General features: G+C 61.7%; 16 protein-coding genes. 13 read left to right on the plus strand and 3 right to left on the minus strand.

All coding sequences use genetic code 11. From position 1 onward, the window contains the following. Window positions 1–26: 26 nt before the first annotated feature. Window positions 27–11360, plus strand: a complete 11334-nt coding sequence (locus EN807_RS18635; RefSeq protein WP_135936177.1) for a LysM peptidoglycan-binding domain-containing protein — start codon at window positions 27–29, stop codon at window positions 11358–11360. Here the strand turns inward: EN807_RS18635 and EN807_RS18640 are convergent. From EN807_RS18640 to EN807_RS35575, 3 genes are read right to left on the minus strand one after another with little or no spacing between them, the layout of a single operon-like run. After that, complete coding sequence (locus EN807_RS18640) at window positions 11333–12295, minus strand: LysR family transcriptional regulator (RefSeq protein WP_135936178.1); 963 nt, start codon at window positions 12293–12295, stop codon at window positions 11333–11335. The two genes, EN807_RS18635 and EN807_RS18640, sit on opposite strands and share 28 nt — an antisense overlap. A gap of 49 nt (window positions 12296–12344) precedes the next feature. Further along, window positions 12345–13067, minus strand: coding sequence for a L,D-transpeptidase (locus EN807_RS18645; RefSeq protein ID WP_246684213.1), 723 nt, complete (start codon window positions 13065–13067; stop codon window positions 12345–12347). Window positions 13068–13096: 29 nt separating this feature from the next. After that, window positions 13097–13261, minus strand: coding sequence for a hypothetical protein (locus tag EN807_RS35575; protein WP_189522498.1), 165 nt, complete (start codon window positions 13259–13261; stop codon window positions 13097–13099). A 32-nt stretch (window positions 13262–13293) separates the two neighbouring features. Here EN807_RS35575 and EN807_RS18650 point away from each other — a divergent pair, with 32 nt between their 5' ends. From EN807_RS18650 to EN807_RS18705, 12 genes are all read left to right on the plus strand, one after another. Beyond that, a complete protein-coding gene (locus EN807_RS18650; RefSeq protein WP_245485966.1) occupies window positions 13294–13941 on the plus strand; it encodes a type III secretion protein in 648 nt (215 codons plus the stop codon). Between the two features lie 20 nt (window positions 13942–13961). After that, window positions 13962–14594, plus strand: coding sequence for a hypothetical protein (locus tag EN807_RS18655; RefSeq protein ID WP_135936179.1), 633 nt, complete (start codon window positions 13962–13964; stop codon window positions 14592–14594). 15 nt (window positions 14595–14609) lie between these two features. Beyond that, window positions 14610–15443, plus strand: a complete 834-nt coding sequence (sctJ, locus tag EN807_RS18660; protein ID WP_281405210.1) for a type III secretion inner membrane ring lipoprotein SctJ — start codon at window positions 14610–14612, stop codon at window positions 15441–15443. A gap of 47 nt (window positions 15444–15490) precedes the next feature. After that, window positions 15491–16063: a SctK family type III secretion system sorting platform protein gene (locus EN807_RS18665; protein ID WP_189522500.1), complete on the plus strand. Its 573-nt coding sequence runs from the start codon at window positions 15491–15493 to the stop codon at window positions 16061–16063. A gap of 5 nt (window positions 16064–16068) precedes the next feature. Continuing rightward, window positions 16069–16689, plus strand: a complete 621-nt coding sequence (sctL, locus tag EN807_RS18670; RefSeq protein ID WP_135936182.1) for a type III secretion system stator protein SctL — start codon at window positions 16069–16071, stop codon at window positions 16687–16689. After that, on the plus strand, window positions 16686–18044 hold the full coding sequence (locus EN807_RS18675) for a FliI/YscN family ATPase (protein ID WP_135936183.1): 1359 nt from the start codon (window positions 16686–16688) through the stop codon (window positions 18042–18044). Before sctL ends, EN807_RS18675 begins: the two co-directional genes overlap by 4 nt. Further along, window positions 18031–18519, plus strand: a complete 489-nt coding sequence (locus EN807_RS18680) for a hypothetical protein (RefSeq protein WP_135936184.1) — start codon at window positions 18031–18033, stop codon at window positions 18517–18519. The genes EN807_RS18675 and EN807_RS18680 overlap by 14 nt, the downstream gene beginning before the upstream one ends. Window positions 18520–18550: 31 nt before the next feature. Further along, window positions 18551–19645 carry a type III secretion system cytoplasmic ring protein SctQ gene (sctQ, locus tag EN807_RS18685; RefSeq protein WP_135936185.1) on the plus strand — a complete coding sequence of 365 codons (1095 nt, stop codon included), beginning with the start codon at window positions 18551–18553 and terminating at the stop codon, window positions 19643–19645. Then, a complete protein-coding gene (gene sctR / locus EN807_RS18690; protein WP_065006906.1) occupies window positions 19638–20291 on the plus strand; it encodes a type III secretion system export apparatus subunit SctR in 654 nt (217 codons plus the stop codon). The genes sctQ and sctR overlap by 8 nt, the downstream gene beginning before the upstream one ends. A gap of 18 nt (window positions 20292–20309) precedes the next feature. Beyond that, window positions 20310–20579: a flagellar biosynthetic protein FliQ gene (locus EN807_RS18695; RefSeq protein WP_065006905.1), complete on the plus strand. Its 270-nt coding sequence runs from the start codon at window positions 20310–20312 to the stop codon at window positions 20577–20579. Between the two features lie 9 nt (window positions 20580–20588). Next, a complete protein-coding gene (gene sctT / locus EN807_RS18700) occupies window positions 20589–21404 on the plus strand; it encodes a type III secretion system export apparatus subunit SctT (RefSeq protein ID WP_135936186.1) in 816 nt (271 codons plus the stop codon). Window positions 21405–21577: 173 nt separating this feature from the next. Beyond that, the gene (locus EN807_RS18705; RefSeq protein WP_135936187.1) at window positions 21578–22405 is read left to right on the plus strand and encodes a DUF1445 domain-containing protein; all 828 of its coding nucleotides are present in this window, start codon (window positions 21578–21580) and stop codon (window positions 22403–22405) included. Window positions 22406–22469 lie beyond the last annotated feature (64 nt).

The following is a 22469-nucleotide window of genomic DNA, read 5'->3' on the forward strand; positions in this document are numbered from 1 at the left end:
ACTGGACCGGCTCCGGAGGTTGTTTGATGATCCGCCCGATTAACACCCTCAAGCCCCCGCCGCCGCCCAGGGTCGACCCAAAGGCCAATGCCGAGCAGATTACGCGGCTGCAGGCAGAAGCCACGAAATTGCACAATGAAATCCGGCTCGCCAACAAGATGGGCGAGGCCGACGCGGCCGCGAGCGCCCGCCAGCGGCTGACGCAGGTCAATGCGGAACTGACGACGGCACAGCCGACGCCCCCGGCGGCGCAGCCAGGACGGGAGCTGCCTGCCGCAGTCACCGCGGCAAACGGCAACGGCGGCACCACCGCCGCGCCTGCGCTCTTCACTACGCAGAATTTCGGCGGTACGCCAAACCTCCTGCTGACCAGTGGTGAGCCCGACGCCGGCGGTGTTTCACCGGACGTCGCCACGGCCAATGACATTCTCAATGCGATCGAGGGCGGCAAAAGTATCGACAACATCGCCCACGAGCGCAACATGTCTCCCGAGCAGGTGGTGGCGGCTCTGAATGTCGACAGGATGACGGCGACGGCGACCGAACATGCCAACGGCGACACCCGTACGGTAGTGATCAAAGACGGCAACGGCCGCACGATCACCGAAAACCAGGATTATCACCACGGCGGCTACTACACCGAAGTGACGGGTCGCGACGGACAGACGACCTCCTCGCCGATCCGTGACGATCTCGGCCGCAAGGAAACCACCAGTGTCGACGCGGCGACAGGCGCGATCACGACCAAGTTCGTCGACGATCTCGGCGACGGCTCAGTCACCGAACGCACGACGAATCCCCAAACCCGTATAACCACAACCACCGAAACGAACGGTGACGGTGCCGTCACCGTCACCAAGAACCTGCCGAATGGGTCGACCGTGGAGACGGTGACGCCCGCCGGCGGCCCTGCGTTGCCGGTAACCACGGTCACAGGTCCGGGCGGCGAGGAAACCATCCTGGCGCAGACGCAGACCGCCGACGGCTCGGGCGCGGCGTCGATCCAGGAACAGCTTGCCGAAGGCAAGAGCTTCGAAGAAATCGCCGAGGCGAGCAATCTCACGCCCGAACAGGTGATCGCCGAGTTGAACGCGGCAGGCCTCGAGGTCACGCAGGGCGGCGACCCAGGCGAAACCCTGCAGATCGTTGTCACCGATCCGGAGACCGGCGACACGGTCACCTACAACAACGACTACCAGCACGGTTCGACTTCGGTGACGACCGTCGAGGGGAATACCGAGACGACGGATACGGTCGACGGCAACGGCAGGACCAGCCACACCGAGCGCAACACCGAGACCGGCGAGCAGACCACCACCATCGTCGATCCCAAGAACAACACCGAGACGACGATCGTCTTCGACAAGGACGGACGACGCACCGAGACCATCGTCGAGAAGCTGGGGGACGGCGAGCCGATCGATTACGAGGTCCAACCCGGTGACAATCTGAGCGACATCGCCGAGGCGCATGGTGTGACGCTGGAGGATCTCGCCGAGAGCAATCCGGAACTGTTCACCTCTCCGCGCGACCCCGACCTTATTCATCCGGGAGAGACGGTGGTGATCGAGGATGCCACCAAGACCACCGTCAATGTGACGTTTAACGGCTACACGCTGACCACGTCGCCAGACGGCAAGATCACGCTGACCAACGATACGACCGGCGCCGTCACGGATATCGCGGCCGGCACCGCACAACAGGCGCTGGCCGAACTGCTGCTTTCCATCAATCCGAACAGCAGTGACGCGGAGCAGGCCAAGGAAGATCTGGTCGTCAAGACGACGCTGGACGGCATATTCGGCGGAGCGACGCCAGAGCTGACCACGGAGGCGCTTGAAAAGCAGCAGGCCGTGGTCGATGCAATGGCACTATATGGCCGGGGACAAGACGCAACCGGCGCGACTCTCGACGGTGGCCCCACGTCGGTTGGTCCCTACGGGAGCCCACCATCACCCACGGCTCCTTCGGGCGGGAAGTGGGTGCCATTGCTGGTCGACGGGAGCTGGAAATGGTTCGACCCGGAGGTGGCCAAGGCGATCGCAGCCGAGAACGTGGCGATTGCGAACTTCGGTGAGGCAGAAGCAAAGGCTGCGCAGAGCGCGGCACAGCTCGACGTCTATGCGCTGGACTCTGAATTCAAGAACGCCATGGAGGGTGCCGAGTCAACGCTCGACGAGGCGTTGGCGCCTTATGGACTGGATTGGAAGCCGCCCGAGCCGAAGGGCACGCTGGCAGATGCGCAAAGCCGGTTGACCCTCGCCAACAACGCGCTTGAAAGCGCCAGCACCGCCCGGGCCGAATACGAGCAGGGCCAGACGTCACTTCTCGAAGCGATCGACAAACAGGCAGACCTGCCGACGCTCAGCGATCCCAACCAGACGGCTGTCAGCAGCCCGGATGGCCCCAGTGCCGAGGAAACCAACCAACAAGGAAAGGCCGCGCACGCGGAGGTCGCCGAGCTCTTTACAAACGTTTCGCTACACACCGCCAACGGCAACAAGGCCACGATCGACCTAATGATCAGCTCGACCGAGCTGGAGCTGAAGCTTACCGATGCCAAACCTGGAAGCCCCGAATACACGGCCATCGAAGAGCGGCTTGAAGGTCTGCAAACGCTCCAGGGGGCCGCGGCCAATCAGGTGACCCTGGCCGAGGCATATCAGGAGTATGGGGTTGCACAGGCAGAGGCGGCGGACCTTGCCGTAACCATGGAGCCTCTCAAGCAGCAACTGCTTGCGCAGGCGCAGGAAAGAAACCCGCACCATTTCGATTGGGAAGGGTATACCAATGGACGTGGTGAGTTTACCGGCAAGATAAAATCGCAGGACATAGTAGAGGAGAACGGTCAGCTCTATGTCGTTACCGTCTATGAGAACGACACCTTCACCGACGAGAACGGTGATGACACGAACGTACATAAATCAGCCCTGACATACGACCTCAACGACGAGGATATCAGGGAAGATTTCCGTAACGATCCACTGAACAAGCAGTGGCAGGAGATGCTGGCCTCGACACAGGACATATCGTCGGCGCCGGTATGCACACCCAACGGCACGGGATCGCAATCGGCGCTGGACGCGGCCAAGTCGAAGGTTGTCGGCGTGCAGGTCGATCAGCTTGATGCCGGGCTGAGAGATGCGAAGACGGCGCTCGTCGACGCGACGACGGCACGCGACCAGGCGATCACCGACTACGGGCCGGGAACCGTAGAGGCGCCCGCTGGCACGCTCAAGCCGGGCGAGACGGCGGTGAAGATCACGGTGAATGGCCGCGACCTGTGGGTCGCACCGGAAGTTGCCGCGGCCTACGAAGAGCAGGGGCCGGGCGCAATCGGCGACAGCGGCAAGTGGGTCCAGATCGAGATGGACGGCCAGAAGCTGTGGGTGCACCCCGAAGTTGCGGCCGCGGAAATCGATCGAGGCCAGGCGGAGACCGAAAAGAACCAATTGGAGGACTGGGAAGAAAACGTGCGGCCGGCGATGGTGGCTGGGCGCGACTGGTACGCTTTTTCCGCAAGCCACCCCAAGCTTCTCGAATACGGTTCCGCCGAGCATGAGGCGAAACTCAAGTACGAGTATTTTGAAGAACACAAGGACCAGGCGCTGGCTGGATATCAGGTCCAGTTCGAGAACCTCTACGAGGCCGGCTACACCGGCGAATACGAGACATACACGCCGGACCAACTCAGCACTGCCGTTGGTCAGACCCTCGGGCTCGACGCGCCGAGTGAAGACGTCCAAAAGGTCACCGAAGAAATCACCGACCGCGCCGGCGACGACGCCGAGGTCAAGATCGTGCCGGTTTTCTCCCTCGACGGCGGGAAGGAATCGACGACGGCTTTGTTCGCGATCAAGAGCGGCGGCGACGAAATCGGCTATGTCGACAGTTCTGGTAAATATTACAGCAGCTTCGATGAATTCCAGCACGAGAACCGCATCTTCAGCGACAAGGGCAATCTGGTCCTGGCCAAGGGCGGCGACATGTCGCTCGGCGAGGATGGTTTTTCGCTCGACGAATTGGAAGTGGCCGACGCGCGCAAGGTGGATTTCTGGGACAAGGCTACCGACATCGGCCTTGGCATCGTCGCCGGTGTCTCCACTATCGTCTCGTTCGTGCCGGGCGGCCAATGGGCGATTCCCATCGCGATCGGCTCCGGTTCGATCCTTGGCGGCAAGGCTCTGATCAAAGAGGGTGATCACCTCCTGCAGGGCGGCGACTTCGACAGCCAGTCGGCCTGGAATGTCGCGACCGGCGTAACCGCATTCCTGCCCGTGGGCGCGGGTGCCCTGCGAACATTCGGCTTGGCAAAGACAAGCCTGTCCGGATCCCAGGCTTTCGCGGGCGGCTTCGGGATGACCCGCATGAAGGATGCCAGCTGGGGCATCGGCAGATTCCAGGTGAACGTAAAGGAGGCCTCTTATGCTGGTAAGGTCTCGGAGTTTATGCAAGGCGGCAACAGGCTGACCACCGCTGCGTGGCGCCTCGATGCCGGCGCCGTGGTTACCGGTGTTCCGTTGCTCGGCAAATCGGTGGAAGATCTCGCGGCGCATGGCGGCGAGATGTCCCTGCTCGAGCTCGCGAACGCAGTCGTGGGCATAGGCGTCGGCACTGTCGGCACAGGCCTGGGCGGCCGCTCGTTGTTGTACAACATGCCTGGAACGGGCGGTACACGGAGCGGAACTTTTCCTGGCGGACCCGATTCGGGGCCGCAACCGCGGGCCGTCTACGAGATGGGCCCCGACGGTGTCTACAGGCCCACCGGCGAACAGGTCATGCCGGATCCAGATGAGATCATCATCGATGGCGACGTGGTCGGCGAAACGTCCGGCCAGCAGGGACCTGGCTTCGGTGCCCCAGAAGGTTTCCGCAACGCGGCGGAGGCCGGAAATCCCGGTCAGCGCGCGCTGCCGGCCGGCGAGTCCGATGGTCCGAACCCGCCGCCACCCACGGGCGGCAACGATGATCCATCAGGCGGCGGCCAGCCGTCGCGGTCGATGGTCGTGCATGAGCAGGGGCCCGACGGCGTCTATCGCCCGACCGACAAGCTGGTCTTCCACGATCCCAGCCACCCCGTCGTCGAGGGGACGGTTATCAACGTCCACGATGAAGGGCCGAGCGCCCCGGGCGAGCGCGGCGATCCCGAGAATGCCAGCGACCGAGACGCCCAGGCAGCGCGTGAGCAGAATGTGCGCCCCCCCGCCGACGGCGATCCGATTGTGGTTCCGCCGGTCCGCGGCGACGGAACGACGCGCCCGGCCGAGAGCGGCTTGCGGCTCGTCTGGGACCCGGCGACCAAGACGTTCACCGGCATGCCAAGCCCCAATCCCGCGGAATACGTCTACACCAGCGGCAAGGATCCGCAGCAGACGGGCTACCTCGACGGCGCACGCCCTTCTGACCCGGCCGTGCTGGCCACCCCGGACGAGCTCCTGCTCCAGTCCGAGACGGAAATACGCGGGGCGGAAGGCACCCGCCCGTTGATGCGCTACACTCTCGGCAACCGCCATACCGGCGAGATGCTCGTCGATTTCAACCTACCGGAAGGGCAGAGGGTTGTCGCCATACCCGAACCCAAGGCGATCACGGCCGCGCCGGAGCCGGTGCCGGCTCCTGTCGAGCTCGACCCTTCCTTGCCGGTGCTTTATCTCGGCGCCGACGGCCGCTGGACAGCCGATCCGAACGCCCGCACGCAGCCGCCGGCCGTGACGGAAACCGGGCATCCCAGTCCGGCTCGGCCCGACGGCACGCCGATCATCAACGATTTCTCGTCAAACCCGTACAGCTTCGGGCAGACGTTCAATGCCGTCAAAGCCGGCCTGCGGCGCATCGGCACGCGTTACCTGAATACTGAACCCCGCTATGACTATCCGAAGCTCGGCGAGTTGGTCGACAGCATCTATCACCGGCCGGTTCCGCAGGACGGCGTCACCGCCGGACAGGACATCTATGTCGAGGCCGGCGGCGAATATCTCCCGGCCAAGGTCATCGTGGCCGGCCCACAGGCGAGCATGACCCGCGACACCGTCCTGCCGGGCGAGCATGCGACGGATGCCGGCTACCTCAGTTCCGGCCCGACCGTCGAACGCGCCAAGCGCGGGTCCATAACCACACCGAACGGCCAGCTCAGGGTCAACACGCCGGCACGGGAAGTCCATACGTTCGATCCTGCCGACAATCCGGAAGTCAGCCATCGCTCGGCGCTCGGCGACACCCTGGCCGCGACCTTGCCGGCGCTTCCCGACGATGCGCCGACCTGGATGCCCGAGCAGGTGGAACTCGTCGGCGACTACCTCCATTCCCTCGAAGGTTCCAGCGATCCTGTCGTCCGCGATGCGGTGACCATGACCAGAGTGCAACTCGGGGGCAGGGGCTTGCCTCAGTCCGGCACGGCAATGACGCAGGCTCAGCATCATGCGCTTGGCGAAATGCTCAACGCCGACCGGAACAGTCCGTTCACCGGCTCCAAGCCGGTCGGCCAGCTTTCGATGAACGGCTTGACGACCCTCCAGGTGTTCAGCGCTCAGGGCAAGCTGCCGCATCTGTCGCCAGGAGAAGTGATCGATCAACTCGGCCTGTCGTCGGACGGCAGGCTGCCGCGCGGCGAGCAGTTCCTTACCGCCGGGGCGCTGCCAGGAGAAGCCGGCTGGACCGACGCCGGCCGTGGCATCGTCGGCGATTACCTCAAGGCTGCGTCAGGCTCCACCGATCCGAACCTTGCCGCCGCGGCAAATGCCGCCTCGCCGTTTTTCAAGGGGCGCGCCACGAAGCCCGGGAAGGCCGTGACCGCCGCGCAGCAGGATGCGCTCATGCAAGTCCTGGAGGCCGACAGCGGCAGCACGTGGGTCTACGGTCCGAAGCTTCAGCCGGAGTCCTCGTTCAAACCCGCCGGCAAGCTTTCGCCGGAAGGCCGCTACAATGCGAAGGTTCTGTCCGGCCACGAGACCTGGACACCGTATCTTTGGCGAGAGATGCGCGGTTACGCCGCCAACCAGCAGAAGTCCGCGGACCCCGCGGTCCAATCGCTCGCCCGCGCCTTGGAGAACGCGCTGCCCCCAAGCAAGCCCAAGGCCGGGACCGAAATCAACAGCGAGGTGCCTGTCCTGCTGGAGCGGTTGCTGGATGTCGACAAGGCGAGTTCGTGGCGCGTCCCGACATTCTTCACGGATGCACAAGGGGTCTGGCGGTCCGACCGCGCGACCGTTTCCTGGTTCCTGCAGGAACACGAAGCCAATGTCTTGGGTGGACCCGTTCTGAACGATATGGCCACCAATACAGTTGGCCTCGGCGGATCGATGCTCGGCATTAAGGTGCCGCTGCCCAGCCGGCAGGTCTATGGAGAACTCAGCCTGAAGAACAACGGTCCGGACGGCACTGGCTTTCTTCTTCCCGTCCACCCCAATGACGCAAAAGGCCATAAACTCTTCGCCAATGGATTCCGGCCGAATTTCGCTTATGACGATGCGGCGGCTCCCTCCGCCCAGTGGGTCGCATCGGCGCCGATGCTGTCGAAGAACACGTTCCAGAAAGAAAACGCCGCTGGCGTTTCCATATCCATCTTTGGCTTCTCTGTGAGTGGGGCCTACGTCAAACGCACGCTGCTCTATCTCGGTGGCGAAGGTGGCCGGCCGGGATATACGCACAGGGAGCCTGGCCCGCTGAGCCAAAGGGCAGCCTCCTTCTGGGAAGAAGCTGCGAGAGGTGGTGCCAGCCACTATAGCTCCGAAGGCAAGGTGCCCGGTTTCGAGGATCGTCTCCTCTACCGGAACTACAACGTCATTCCGCCCTTCGGAGGCGGCAAGGAACCCTGGCGCGGTAGCCCTGCCTTCGAGGGCGTTCCGCGCGAGACGGGCGCCGGGCCGCTCAACCGCCTGGATCGCACGGACCACGGCGCCGGTCTCGCCGTGAACTTTGGGCAATGGCCGGTAACGACGGTAGAACTCGGCACGGTGCGGAAGGACCTGGTGCCGCATACCCGTACCGCCCGCGCGCACCCCGGATCCTCCGAAGGCGCGCAAAAGGTTTTCTCCGCGCTGGAGATTTCGGATGGGCGGCTGACGCCGGACGTCCTGCAGCATCTCGACGCCTATCTCGCCGAGGTTGCTGCATCGCCGCACGGCGATTTAAAGTTCGCTGGTCAGCGCGTGTTGGATGTGTTCCCGGAATTGGGCGTGGCGCCATATCCGGACCAACTCGCCACCACCGGCGGACGGCCCGACTGGATGGGCAAGCCAGCATGGAAAGCATTGCGGCAACAGCTGGATCAGCAGGCCCGCGGCGAACTGACGCCCACGCAGGCCCACTACCTCAACCGGCTGCTCGAGCTGCACAATTCGCCGCCGGCAAACGGCTTGCCGCCGGCTGGCGAGGGCCCGATCGCTCCCCGCAGTCCGGCGCCAAGGCCGGTGCGGAATAGGCAGGATTTTGCAGCAGATGGGTCATTGGGCCGGTCATTCGCCAAGCCGCTGACGCAGGCCGAAATCGCGGCCAACCGCCAGGAGGCGGCGAGCCTGCTCGACGACATGCTCCATCAGAACCTCGGCATGCCGGAAGTCACCAAGGCCAATCTTACAGATCAGCTCAGCCGATCGCCGACGCTGATGGAACTCCTGCGCGGCGCTCACGCGAAAGGCGTACGCATCGTCAACCCGGCGCGGCACGACCTCCGGATTTTCGACGCCAACTCCGGCGACGATCTGACGGCGACTGGATCCCAATACGTCCGCGACGTGGGAGTAGTCTTTGTCGATGCTGAGACATTCCGCGCAGCCGATGCGGACAGCGATATCGTACTTGCCGAATTCGTCGACATGCTCGGCCACGAGTTGTCCCACGTTGCGGACGCTAAAATCGAGCTTCATCCCGACAATTTTCCAGATCGGCAGGCATATAAGGATGCCGTGGTCTCAGCCTATTTGAACGTCGAGGGCGAAGCTACATTTGTTCAATATGCTGCTGCCGACGAGCTTGCGGTTAACAGCGGCAAGCCTGCTGCTATCCTCGGCGCCGAGTGGAATTCGGCCCAGGCCGATATATTCGCCCGGTTCAAGGCTGGCGAGATTGGTCGATCGCAAGCCGTTGAGGAAATGGCGACGCTATTCACGGACAAGCAGCCGAGCGCTGCGGACGGAACGTACGGGGAGTTTTATGGCCGGTACGCGGATGAGCGATACGACCACTACGCGTCCACTGGTTCCCACTCCCCGGCTGAAACTCGCCATCCCGCACCAGCAAACAAGGGCCAATCCGCTCCGAACAATGGACCGCTCACCCGAGATGGCGTCAGAGCGACCCCGCTTGACCAGGTGCCAGATCTCGTCATGGGCGATTTCCAGCCGACCCAGATTCCATGGCTTAAGCGCGAGCAGGTGGCCGAGCTGACGGAACAGCAGTTCCGCGACATGGATCAGGCCGGCTTGCTGCCCTATCTGACCAAGAGCCAACTGCGCGGCATCCCGAAGGCAAAGATAGGCCAGGTCAACATCGCGGGCCTCGACGGGAAACAGATTCCTTGGCTGACCGAGGGCCACTTCCGGAATGTGACCGACCAGCAGTTCCGGGATCTCGGCAAAGCCGGTTTGACGCCTCACCTGACGAAACCACAGTTGCGGGTGATAAAAGGAGACATGGTCGAGCTCGTTGACGTGTCGAAGTTGGAAGCGCGCCAAGTTCCATGGTTCAAGCCCGGCCAGGTTGCGAAGTTCACGTCACAGCAATTCAAGGATCTGGGCGAGGCCGGATTGCTGAAGAACCTCACCGAGCCCCAGGTTCCGGCGATCCCCGAAACCATGGTCGATTCCGTGGACGTGGCGAAGCTCGATCCCAAGCAGGTGCCGTGGCTGAGCGAGAAGCAGATTCCGGTGCTGAACCGCGATCATTGGGGTGCCTTCACGATCCACCACACCGAAGCCCTGACCCAGCCGCAGATCGAAGCGGTGACACCAAAACAGTTCGGGGAAATGAGCCCCGGCCAGTTCCGCAAGTTCACGCTTGAGCAGTTCGAGTGGATGAGTGGGGATCAGACGAACGCCCTCTCCGTGCTGCAGCTGACCACTTATCGGGCGACCCATAAAAAGGCGATGACGCCGGATCAGGCCAACAGCGTTGATCTGGCCCTCAGCCATGCCAGGACGCGGGAAAACACTCAGGCACTCGCCACCTTTGGCGGCATGTCGACCACCTCCGTCATGTTGTGGAGTTCGCTGCCGCCAACCTGGACCGCCACCGCCGGAGCGGTGGCATTTGGCGTGCGAGGCGTCGTTTTCGGTGCGCAGGCGCTCTTCCCCAACGCAACCGCAAGTCACAAGCCGTTCGGGCGATTCCTCAACGCGCTCGGCGGAGCCACATTCATTGTCGCAGCGCCAGGTGCCGCGACCGGGATGATCCAAGGCAAGGATCTTGTCGTCAACAGCACGTTCACGCTCGGCAACATCGTCTATGGCACGAAGTCGATGCTGCAGTCGTTCACCGGCAGACCGGTGATCCGAAACCTGGCCGAATATCTGGCTGGACCCGGCTATGTGCTTGGCTGCGCCTTCTATACGGTGCACTCCTGGCCGGCGCCGATCGCCACAGTCGCCGGCACCATGTTCACCTTCGGCTGCGCGGAATTCTGGGCGTCGGCTATAAGGACGGACCGGATGAATCGCCGTTCAGTACCGCGAACCGATGCTGATATCGCGGCGGCGGAAAAGTCCGACAGAAAATGGGCTGCATGGGACCGGTGGACTCTGGGCATCACCTTCGGCGTTGGGATGCTTCTTTTCTCACTGGACGCCCTGCTCGCAGAGCCTTGGGAGGGCGCGAAGACGACTCCTCCACCCGATCCGAAAAAACCGGATGGCGATGCATCGTCCCAGCAACCCGATGATCCTTCGGATGTCCCGGATGAGCCGCAAACCCCGCCGGAGGATTTCCCGCAACTTGTCGTGGTCGCCGATGACGGTCTGAATTTGCGGGCCCAGCCTGACGGGGATTCGACTGTAGCGACGGTTCTGCAACCCGGGACATTCGTCGAGCAGACCGCAAAGCCTTCGACCGATCAGTCAGGAGAGACCTGGATACCCGTCGAAGGTTTTGGGCCGGACGGCGACATCCATAGCGGCTGGGTTTCCGGCGATCATGTCGAGGCTCATCCCGAGGGCAGCAGCAATCCTGAGGGCCGCACGAATCCAACGTTGGAGAAAGACGGCTACCAGTGGGTCGAAGTCCAGAATGGCGACAGCATTCGCCTGATCGCCAAGACCCATTCTGCGGATGTGGCGGAGACGGTGGTGCTCAATATGGATCATATCCTGAGCCCGGATGTGATCTTCTCAGGCGACCGCATCTACCTGCCGGCCACTTTCGTCGGCTGAGAAACCGCGGGCCTAAGCTTATCGGTTCTCGCAGCATATGCGTGCGCAACACAGCCGGCCAACTTTGCCGCCCGCTCCGCAATCGGATTGGATGGTTCGGAGGAGTAGGAGGCGGTAAACTGCAGGTCGGACGGGTGCCATTCGCATTCGACGACGCGCAGTTTACCGCTTGCGATATAGTCTTGGACGACTCCCTCAGGCAGGGAGGCTATTCCAATTCCGTTGAGCGTCATCTTGATGGAAGCGGCCAGCGAATTGGCCGGAAAGATGCGCGGCGTTTCTTCGAATTCGCCGGTGAGCTTGCGGTAAAGTTCGCTATAGGGTCGCGTGGTGCGCGCGTAGCTGATGATTGGAAACTGCATCAGGTCGTTGAGCGTCACCTTGCGTCGGTTGGGCAATTCCAATTGCGGCGAGCAGACCCAAACAAGAGGAAACGACGGCATATCGATATTCTCGATGCTGTACTCCAAGACAGGGCCCATCAGCACCGCAAGATCGAGCCGGTGCGACATGAGTTCGTTGCGAAGGGTCGTCGTTGCATCGACGACGATATCGGTCTCGACAAGCGGATAATTTGCTTTCAGCGCCTTGAGGAAATCCGGCAGCCAAGTGTGCACGATCGTTTCGGCAACCCCAAGCCTCAACACCCTCGTCGTATCTGAAGTCTCTGAAAGAGAGCTGGCCATCAGTTGCAGCCGCTCCGCTACGCGCAGAACTCGTTGGGCAGGTGGTAGCAGCCGTTGTCCCTCGGCGGTCAGCCTGACCGTGCTGCTCTGCCGCTCGAACAGCTTGGCACCAAGCGCTTCCTCCAAACCGGCAATTCGGGTGGACACCGCCGGCTGCGTGGTGTTCAGGCGTTCCGCCGCCTTTCGAAAGCTTCCAAAGGTGGCCACCAGGAGAAAGGTTTCGAGCTGCTTGATGTTGAAAGGTATCACGACGGCAGGTCACTCATTTGCGGGCTTTCGGGGAGGGTGCGACGAACCATCAATGCCGTACAATGATCTGGGCACCGATCTTCACTCGGTCATAAAGATCGATGACATCCTCGTTGGTCATGCGAATGCACCCGGAGGAGTTGGCCTGTCCGACGGTCCATGGCTGGTTGGTGCCGTGGACGCGATAAAGGGTGTTGCCGATATACAATGCGCGCGCGCCCAATGGATTGTTCGGTCCTCCCTCGACATGCGCGGGCAGGAAGCGGCCTTTTGATGCTTCTCTGGATCGCATTTCGGCCGGCGGCCGCCAATCTGGCCAGTTCTTTTTGCTCGAAATCGTGGCGCGGCCGGACCACTCCAATCCCTCTTTTCCAACGCCCACCGTGTATCGCAGTGCCCTGCCGCTCCCCAGGATGTAGTAAAGCCGCCGCTCCGTGGTGTTGATCACGATCGATCCCTTCGGTTGAGCCTCGCTGAAATGTACGATCTCCCTAGGGATTGCCGACCACTCGGGCCGGATTTCTCCATCCGAAGTCTGGTCGGGAGCGGCAGGGGAGACCAGCACATTTCTTGCCGGATCGTAAGTCCAGCTTCGTGGGTCATAACCGCTATTCGATTGGGCCTGGGCTGGCGCCATGGCGGCAATCGATGTGGCAGCTATCAGAACTGATGCGCACAATCTCCGGATAAAGCGCGGGCTGACCAGGACTTTGCGTCCCGCAACGCTGACGGGAACAGGCAAGTTCGCAAGCCGGATCATGATTGCCGCCACCAAGAACGATCCCTTCTGCCTCCAGGCGTTCAGCCGGCGATCACCTGATTCCAGCGCGCACCATATCGCTTTGCTGACGGTTCGCAACGTTTGGCACCAAATGCTCGTGCGCAATCCAATTGGACTTCCAATTCTGCGATGCGCACGATAGAGTGAATCGGCGGATCAACCATGAAACAAGCGACGCGGGCCATCGCTCGTGCGTCCCTTTGCGATAGGACCGATTTTGACGGGACGCGATACCTGCCATGCGGATCGGTGCTCGGGAGCCAGGGCTGCTTTCTTTGCTTGCGGTCTTTCGACGATCCTGGCGTTCGGCCTTGCCTCGTCGCAGGCCAACGCCGCCGAACCGCGGTGGCCTGCCGGCCCGTACAGCTATATCACCGTCGATCAGTCGGTGGCCGACGCGCTGGTCGAGCTAGGCCGCAACATGCGGACGCCCATGCGTATCAGCAAACTCGTCAAGGGGCGTTTAAGCGCCGGCATGCCGGTTGGAACGGCCCGCGAGTTTCTGCAAGAGATCTGCAATCGATATGGGTTGGTCTGGCATTTCGACGGTATCGTCATGAACGTCGCGACCGAAGCTGAAGTCCGGACGGAAATGATCCCGCTTGATGCCAATATGGCTGCCAGTGCGGAAGATCGGCTTTCGCGGCTGGGGGTCATCGACCCGAAGTTTCCTATAAAGGTGTCCAAGCAAGACGATGTTGTCTCGGTATCGGGGCCGCCGTCCTACGTTGAACTTGTCAGGAAAACGCTGGGAGTTCCTGCGGCGCCGAGCACGAAGCAGGATGATGGCAAAGTTGTTCCGGTCCGCGTTTTCCGCGGAAGGCAGGCGGAGGCGCAGAATGTTCCCTCCGGCAAACCGAACTAAGGAAGCAGGAGGGCAGGTTCATGCAAATCGCGCCGATTGGAGCCCTGGAAGCTACACTGGCAAACTTGACCACCAGCATAGCTTCGCAGCAGCAGATCACCGCCGGCACGGCAGCGCAGCCGGGTAACCGAATGGTGGGTGCCAATCAGGAAAAGCACGATGCCGCAAAGGTTACGATGCCTGAACGCGGTGATGTCGCTACACGGGCAGGCCAGCAGGTGGCGCAGGCATCTTCAGGAGCCAGTCCTGCAATGGCCGGACAATCCTCCAAACTGGAAAGGACCGAACCGGTCGCCGAACACAAGCTGTTCGACTATCTGGCCGAGGTGGAAAAGGCAGGGGGCGGGGCGTTTGAGGATCCGTCGGCATTGTTCGGCTCTGCGGTTCAGTCGCTGGAAGGAACCATGCAGCAGGTCCAGAAGGCCCTTGGCCAGGCAAATGCCCCAGCGAATGCTGAAACGGCCGCCATGCAGGATGGCGCTGGCAAGAACGCCCCATCAGCCAAGGAAGGCGAAAACGCCACCGCAAAGAATGCCGAGCAACTCCTCGAACGATCCATTTCGGTGATGTGGGCAGCCGCCAATCTCGAGGTGGTCACGAGCAGCGTGACGGCCGTCACGTCGTCCACCAGCACGCTGATCAAGCAACAGTAAGCCTACGGAGTGTTCGTGCACACGCTATCCTTGCCGCGGCGGTCAACACTATTGAATCGATGCGGCGTCCGGTGCCGCGTCGCGCTCGTTGTGGTGGGCATGCTTGTGCTCCAGGCGTGCTCGGTTGAGCTGTATTCCAACCTCAACCAGCGGCAGGCCAACGAGATCGTGGCCACGCTGATGCGTCACGGGATTCCGGCCCAACGCGAGGCCGGCAAGGACGGCAAAATGACGGTTTCCGTACAGAAGGACCGTTTCGCCGAAGCCATGGCGATTCTCGACGAAAGCGGATTGCCCAAACAGGAATTCCAGACGCTCGGCGACGTGTTCAAGCGAGACGGGCTTGTATCCTCGCCGGTCGAAGAGCGGGCGACGATGATCTATGGCCTAAGCCAGGAACTGTCGCAGACGATTTCGGACATCGACGGCGTGCTTTCCGCACGCGTTCATCTCGTCCTGCCCGAAAACGATCCGCTGAGACAGCGACTGGTGCCATCGTCCGCCTCCGTCTTCATCCGGCATCGCGCATCCGTTCCGATGAATGAGCTGATCCCGCAGGTCAAGATGCTGGTGGCCAAAGGCATCGCCGGGCTGACCTATGACAATGTATCCGTCACGCTCATTCCGGTGACCGCTGCAGTCCCCGAGCACGCAACCGGCGAGGCAGGTTTCACGACATTCCTCGGCCTCTGGCTGCATCCGGACAGCGTCGTCACCGCGATGTGGCTGTTTTACGGCATGACGGCGGCCATACTCGCCCTGGCTGCCCGGCTAGCTTACGTCCAGTTGTATCGACGGCCCGGTGTCTATGCGCTCGACGCTTCGGCAACGCCTGTGAAGAAGACATGATCCAGACCGGCCCGAAGCAAACTGCCAGCCCGGAATGGCGGACATTCATGTCCAATCCTGCAGGCTATGCGGATGCGTCCCGGCTGGCGCAATGCTTTGACGGCACGATCGGCGAGGCTGCCTGCGAGCGGATGTTGCGGTCGCATCGCCTGCATGAGCGATTGTCGAAGCTTCTGCTCGACCATTATGGACTCGCTCGCGCAGTTTCCGACGAGCCCGCCGACGAGGTGGACCGGGCGATCGCTTTGTCGTCGGGTGAGGAGTTGGAGGAACTTGCGCTTCGCGCGGGCGCGATCTACTGGGCCGGCAGTCTGGCCGCCGTCATTGATGGACGCGAGGCGGCCGCGTTGCAGGCGGCACTCGGCGCGGATCTCTGCGCTATCGCCGTCGCCAACCGCGATCTGGCCGGTCCAATGCAGCCGTTGGAGCCGATGGAAGATATCCATCGTCGTGTCTATGCCGACGGCTTGAGTTGCCTTGGCGCCTGGTGTCAGGCGATGCACGGCGATACGAGCAAGCGGGTCCGCCTCAAGCTATTGCCGCATGAGCATATTGACAAGACGACTGCCAAACCATTTTCCGAAGCTGGCCCGGCGATCGTTCGACGGGCGATGAGTTAGACGAGATGGTCGAACCGGGCAAAGCGACCACTGGCGTGCCGAGGCGTCCTAACGGTCGCATCCTGCGCGCTGCTGAGGCACGCGCCTGGCAAGATGGGCACGCCTTTCTCGACGAAGCCAGGCGTGATGCGCAGCAGTTGCGTGACGCCGCTCGTCGAGCCTATGCGGCCGAATATGCGCAGGGCTACGAAGACGGCAAGGCGCACGGCGACGCGGATGCCGCGCGTTTGGTGAGTGAGACCGCGGTCAAGGTAGATCGCTATCTTGGTGGGCTGGAAGCCGAAATCATCAATCTAGCCCTCGATGTCGTCAGGCGAGTGCTGGGAGAATTCGACGTCAGCATGCTTGTCGCCAAGGCGGCCAGGCAGGCGGTCGCTGAAATTCGCCGCGCCAAATATCTGAAGGTCCGACTTCATCCCGCTTCCGTTAAAAAAGTTCGCGACGAACTGTACGTGGTCCTGCGCGAGAGTGACTTGGGCATGACGGTCGAGATTGATGCGGATGATACGCTCGCGAGGGGCGCCTGCATCCTCTTGACCGATTTTGCCGTCATTGACGCCAGCATCGACGCACAGCTCAGTGCCTTTGCCGCTGCGATTTCATCAAAGGCCGAGGCGCCGACATGACAAGTCCCGCCATCGAGATCGAGAGCCGCCTCGCATCGATCGTTCCGAACCTGCGTTCCGGTCTGCGTGACGATGCCAGCCGACCCAGGAAAGGGCGTGTACGGCGAGCGACCGGCACGGTCATTCATGCGACGGTGGAGGAGGTTCGGATCGGCGAGATATGCGAACTCGTCGATCCCAGGACCGGCACGGCGACCAAGGCGGAAGTCGTCGGGCTCATGGACGACATGGTAATCCTTGTCCCGCTTGGCGATCTCACCGGCCTTTCAAGCCTCACGGAGGTTATTGCGACCGGAAAGACCCAAACGGTTTCCGTCGGGCCCGGCCTGCTTGGTCGGGTGATCAACGCGTTCGGCGAGCCATTGGATGGCAAGCCGCTTTCGCCGGGTGGCATTACCGGCAGCTATCCGGTCAATGCCTATCCGCCATCTCCGCTGGAGCGCAGTTTGATTTCCGAGCCTATCCAGCTCGGGATCCGCGCCCTCGATGGGCTTCTCACCTGCGCGCGGGGGCAGCGCGTCGGCATCTTCGGCGAGCCTGGTGTCGGCAAGTCGATCCTGCTTTCGGATATCGTCAGCGGCACGGACGCAGATGTTTCCGTGGTTGCTCTTGTCGGCGAACGCGGACGTGAGGTGCGCGAATTCATCGAGCATCAGCTCGGGCCGGAAGGGCTGGCGCGGGCAATCATCGTCGTCGCGACGTCCGACCGGCCGGCGATCGAGCGCGTCAAGGCCGCCTATGTGGCAACCAGCATTGCCGAATATTTTCGCGACCAGGGCAAGCATGTGTTGCTGGCAATGGACAACATAACGCGGTTTGCCCGTGCGCAGCGCGAGATTGGCCTCGCTTCAGGCGAGCCGCCGACGCGTCGCGGTTTTCCGTCTTCGCTTTTTGCAGTTCTGCCCCGATTACTCGAGCGCTCAGGGCCTGGCCGCGTCGGCTCCATTACAAGCCTCTACAGCGTTCTTCTGGAGGGCGATGGCACGCTGGATCCGGTTGCCGAAGAAATCCAGGCGCTTCTCGACGGTCACGTCTTTCTGTCCAACGAACTGGCGCAGCGCAATCATTTCCCGGCCATCGACGTGCTGCGCAGCCGCAGCCGCCTCATGGACACCGTGGTGCCGTCTGAGCACCGGTCGGATGCCGGCCGCTTGCGGGAGCTGCTCGCCCGCTACGCCGACGTCGAATTGCTGCTGCGCGTCGGTGAATACGAGAAGGGCAGTGATGCGGTGGCGGACGAGGCGGTGGCGAAGATCGACACCATCAACGCCTTCCTGCGACAGCCGTCCGCTACACACGAGACCATCGAGAGGACACGCGAACGCATGCGGGGGATCGTCAATGAAAGATCGTGACATGATCGCACGATTGCACGACCTCAGGCGCCGCGGTGAAAAGCGCGCAAACGAAGCGGTCATAAGGAGATACGCCGCTGCGCAGCGGGCCGCCGGTGAGGTTCAGAAAGCGGCCGCCACGGTCAGGGAACACCTGCAGCGCACAGCCGACGCCGAGGATGCAGCTTTCGGTTCGCTTGTTGGACAACCGGTGAAGGCCACCAGCCTTTATAGGCTTCAGGGACAGTTCGAGATCGCCGCCAGGCAAACCGAGCAGCTCCGGGAAAACGAGAAGATGGCCGGCGTCACCGAGCAACAACGCAAAGCGGAGTTATCGGCAGCCCGCAATGATCATCGCGCGAGCATGAAGGCCGTGACGAAACTGGACGGGCTGCTGGAGCACCTGACCAAACGCACTGCGCGTCACCGCCTCGCACTTGCCGAGCTTTCCGAGGAAGACGAGGGCAGTTCGCTGCGCTTACCTACACAGCGATAGTCCAATCCGTGATCGTGAATATGGAAGTGTGATGCCCCAGGCCTTGGCGTCGGCAAAAAAGAAAGCGCGCGTAGAACCGGTGAAACGCACGCGCTCGAGCGTTGGCGAGCCGCTGACTTTGGAATCTGTTGCGGCTGTGGAGGTTGAGGCATTGAACGCCTTCTACCGCCGCCGTGCTCCCGCACAGATTACGATCGCGGGAATAACCATGGCTATCGCGGCCGTCTGGCCGGCACCGAACCCTGGGGACCAGGCGCTGTGCACTATTGCGTTCACCGTCGCAGACACGGTGGGCAAATTGCGCCTGCCGCTTTCTGTTGTCGAACGCGGTCTTGCCAAGGCTGACGAGCTAGTCGACGTGAAACGACTGGCACCCGCTCACGCCGCACTGCTGCTGGAGTCCATATTCGAAGAAGATCTCGAATGGATCGAGAGCAGGCTGGGCGAGAGGATCGCTATCACCTCGATCGAACCAAGAGACACCGTTTTGGATAAGAGCGCGTTCGCGTTCGCCCTGACCAGCAGAGACGAAACCATAGATTGCGCCTTGCACACAGATAGCGTCGGCCTGGCTGTGCGGGCCGGGGGCTTTCTCGACGAGATCGGGAAAGCGAGGCCCCCGGTTCCTGCCGAATTCCCGTTGCCGGTCTGCCTTTGGCGCAACGCGCTTACAATCAGCCTTGGCGAGCTTCAAAGTCTGCAGCCTGACGATGTGGTGCTTTTCGATGACGAAGAGGAAGAGGCGGCATTCGTCATTGCCGAGCGGCTTTATGCCCCGGCCATCCTGACTGCCAGTGGGCCGCAACTGCTTGCCGCCCCGACTGCAATCGCTGGATCGAAATGGGAGTGGACCATGAATCAGAACACACCGCCGCACGCCGACCAGACATTGGAAGAGTCAACCCTGGACGAGTTGCCGGTTGCGCTTGCCTTCGAGCTCGGCCGCACGGCAATGCCTCTCGGCGAGGTAAGGCAGCTTGCGCCCGGCGCCATCGTTCCGCTCGCCAATGTGACGAAGGAGACGGTCGACATCATCGCCAACGGCAAACGCGTAGGCCGTGGCGAGATCGTGCGGATTGGGGAGAGCCTGGGCGTGCGGATCGCCCGCATGTTCGACAATGCTTGACAATTCGCCCAACCTGCTTGGGATTCTGATTGCCGTCGGCTTCGTCGGTTTGCTGCCGCTGGCAGTCGTCACCATGACCGGATTCCTGAAAATCTCGGTCGTGCTGTTCCTCATCCGCAATGCGCTCGGCGTCCAGCAGATGCCGCCCAATTTGGTCCTCTACGGCATAGCGCTCGTGCTCACGGTCTATGTCACGACGCCATTGCTGAGCGAGATGACGGGCCGGCTTCAGGAAGGGCAGGTTCAGTTCCAGACTACAGACGACCTCGCCAGGGCGGCGCAACTGGTCAGGGAACCATTACAGCAGCACCTCATCAAATTCACGCAGCCGGAAGAGCGGCAGTTCTTTCTTGACGGAACGAACCGCCTGTGGCCGGAACAGGCACGTCAAAATCTGAAAGACGACGATCTTTCGATACTAGTCCCTGCCTTTGTCGCGTCCGAGCTTACGCGCGCGTTTGAAATCGGCTTTCTGCTTTATCTTCCCTTCCTTATCATCGACATCGTTGTTGCAAACATCCTGATGACGCTCGGCATGATCATGGTCTCGCCGGTCCTCATTTCGATCCCGCTGAAACTGTTCCTTTTCGTCGCCATAGATGGCTGGTCGCGGCTGATGCACGGCCTCATCCTGAGTTACGTCTGACGCCGCTAGGAGGTTTGCATGAGCAATGACTTCATCCTGGCGAAGGTCCAAAGCGCGCTTCTGACAGTACTGTTCGCGTCGAGCCCGGCGATCATCGCGGCGATGGCCGTCGGCATCCTTGTCGGGCTTGCCCAGGCGCTGACGCAAATTCAGGACCAGTCCCTGCCGCAGACGATTAAGCTCGTCGTGATCCTGCTGGTCATCATCGTCTTCGGCCCGCTGCTTGGCCAGCAGATCGCGGAGCAGGCCTCAACGGCGCTGGACGAATTCCCCGTCGTCACGCGTTGAGGCACGCAGATGCCGGTCGAACCATTCTTCGCGTCGGTCAACGAGCTTCAGTTCTATCTTTTGGCCGGAGCTTTCGCGCTCGCACGCATGACCGGGTTCATGCTCCTGATGCCGCTCTTTTCTCGCGTGCCGCTTTCGGGCCTTTTGCGCAACGGCGTTGCTCTGGCGCTGGCGGTCCCGGTCTTTCCGATGATCGTGAACAAACTGACGAACACTGACATCGCGACGACGATGATCGTCGTGTACATGCTCAAGGAGGTCGTGGTCGGGGTAACGCTCGGGCTGGCGATGGGCATACCGTTCTGGGCGGCCGAGGCTGCCGGCGATATCCTGGACCTACAGCGCGGCTCCACGATGGGGACGCTGATCGATCCGATGATGACCCATGAGACGAGTGCCACCGGCACCTTGCTCGCCGTTATCATGGTCACGATCTACCTGGCTGCCGGCGGCCTCGAACTTTCTTTGACCAGCCTCTACGACAGCTATGGCCTGTGGCCGATCGACCAACTTCTGCCCGTGTTCAGCAAGGATGCGGCCGGAATCTTCCTCGATCTGCTGAACCGCATTCTGATGATGGCATTGACCCTCGTGTTCCCGCTCATCATCAGCATGCTCTTGTCCGACATTGTGCTGGCCTTCTTGGCGCGCGCCTCACCGCACCTCAATGTTTTTGCGCTTTCGCTGATCGTGAAGACGCTGGTGTTTAGCCTCGTCTTTGTACTCTATTCTGCTTTCCTGCTCTTCTACATGAACCGGGACCTTGGCTTCCTGCATGAGGCAGCCCGACAGATAGAAGCGATCGGCTGCCGCAGCTGTCAATGAGAACGGGAAGGTCTGCGCAAAGCGTCGGTCGTAAGATGACGCAATCGTTGGCCGGCCAATAAATACAATTTATCGTTGAGGAAAGATTCTGACAATTTGACAAGCAGCCGAGCCGCCAACGATCTTACGCCCTCCCGACTTGTCTCTGAAACGCGCATACCCCCTCGGAAGCCATGGCTCGCCTGACCACTTCACCAATCTTCGAGGACCTGCGACTGGTCGATGCGGATAGGCTGCGCAGGCTTGTCAGAATGGGCGCCTATGAGGGGCATACAGGGGGGCTGGCGCGCGGCAAGCTCCAGGCCAATGTTGTGATTGTCCCCCGCAGCTTTGCCAGCGATTTCCACCAGTTTTGCATCCGCAACCCCAAATCCTGTCCATTGGTCGGCGTGAATCGCGCCGGCAGTCCATTGATCCCGGCGCTGGGCGACATTGACATCCGCACCGATGCCCCCCAGTACAACATCTATCACTTCGGGGAACTGACCCGTCAGAGAACGGACATCATCGACCTTTGGCGAGATGATTTTGCCGCTTTTGCGCTCGGCAGTTCGCTGACCGTCGAAGCCGCACTTGCCGAAAAGGGCGTGAAACTCCGCCGCATCGGCTGCGGCAAAGCCTCACCAAAGTTCCGAACCAGAATCAGGACTTGTCGCGTCGGACCGTTTGGTGGCGAAATGGTCGTCTCGATGCGTCCGATAAGCCATTGCGATGTCGACAGGGTTCGCGCCGTCACCGCACGCTTCCCGCATGCCCACGGCTCTCCCATCCATGTCGGAGAGCCCACGGTCATCGGAATAGCCGACTTGATGGCTCCAGACTGGGGCGAAGCGGTCAAAATCATGGACGGGGAGGTCCCTGTATTCTGGGCCAGCAGCATAACCGCACAAGTTGCACTTACTCGTGCCGAACTCGCGACCTCGATCACGGTATCGCCGGGGCACATGCTGATCACCGATGTGGATGCGCGAGCCGATGCGGGCGCTTTCAAGATCTATTAGCAGTTCATCTGGCTTCGAAGTTGCGAGAGCAAGAAAGCAGGGATGCGCGACGCTCATCGAATGC

The organism is Mesorhizobium sp. M5C.F.Ca.ET.164.01.1.1 (genome assembly GCF_004792125.1).
In the GTDB taxonomy this organism is placed as follows: Bacteria; Pseudomonadota; Alphaproteobacteria; order Rhizobiales; family Rhizobiaceae; genus Mesorhizobium; species Mesorhizobium wenxiniae.

Coding starts and splice junctions, on each gene's coding strand:
- sctL (WP_135936182.1), top strand. CDS start 16,069: ATGGTCGAACCGGGCAAAGCGACCACTGGCGTGCCGAGGCGTCCTAAC.
- EN807_RS18635 (WP_135936177.1), top strand. CDS start 27: ATGATCCGCCCGATTAACACCCTCAAGCCCCCGCCGCCGCCCAGGGTC.
- EN807_RS18665 (WP_189522500.1), top strand. CDS start 15,491: ATGTCCAATCCTGCAGGCTATGCGGATGCGTCCCGGCTGGCGCAATGC.
- EN807_RS18655 (WP_135936179.1), top strand. CDS start 13,962: ATGCAAATCGCGCCGATTGGAGCCCTGGAAGCTACACTGGCAAACTTG.
- EN807_RS18695 (WP_065006905.1), top strand. CDS start 20,310: ATGAGCAATGACTTCATCCTGGCGAAGGTCCAAAGCGCGCTTCTGACA.
- EN807_RS35575 (WP_189522498.1), bottom strand. CDS start 13,261: ATGGCCCGCGTCGCTTGTTTCATGGTTGATCCGCCGATTCACTCTATC.
- sctR (WP_065006906.1), top strand. CDS start 19,638: ATGCTTGACAATTCGCCCAACCTGCTTGGGATTCTGATTGCCGTCGGC.
- sctQ (WP_135936185.1), top strand. CDS start 18,551: ATGCCCCAGGCCTTGGCGTCGGCAAAAAAGAAAGCGCGCGTAGAACCG.
- EN807_RS18680 (WP_135936184.1), top strand. CDS start 18,031: ATGAAAGATCGTGACATGATCGCACGATTGCACGACCTCAGGCGCCGC.
- EN807_RS18705 (WP_135936187.1), top strand. CDS start 21,578: ATGGCTCGCCTGACCACTTCACCAATCTTCGAGGACCTGCGACTGGTC.
- sctT (WP_135936186.1), top strand. CDS start 20,589: ATGCCGGTCGAACCATTCTTCGCGTCGGTCAACGAGCTTCAGTTCTAT.
- EN807_RS18675 (WP_135936183.1), top strand. CDS start 16,686: ATGACAAGTCCCGCCATCGAGATCGAGAGCCGCCTCGCATCGATCGTT.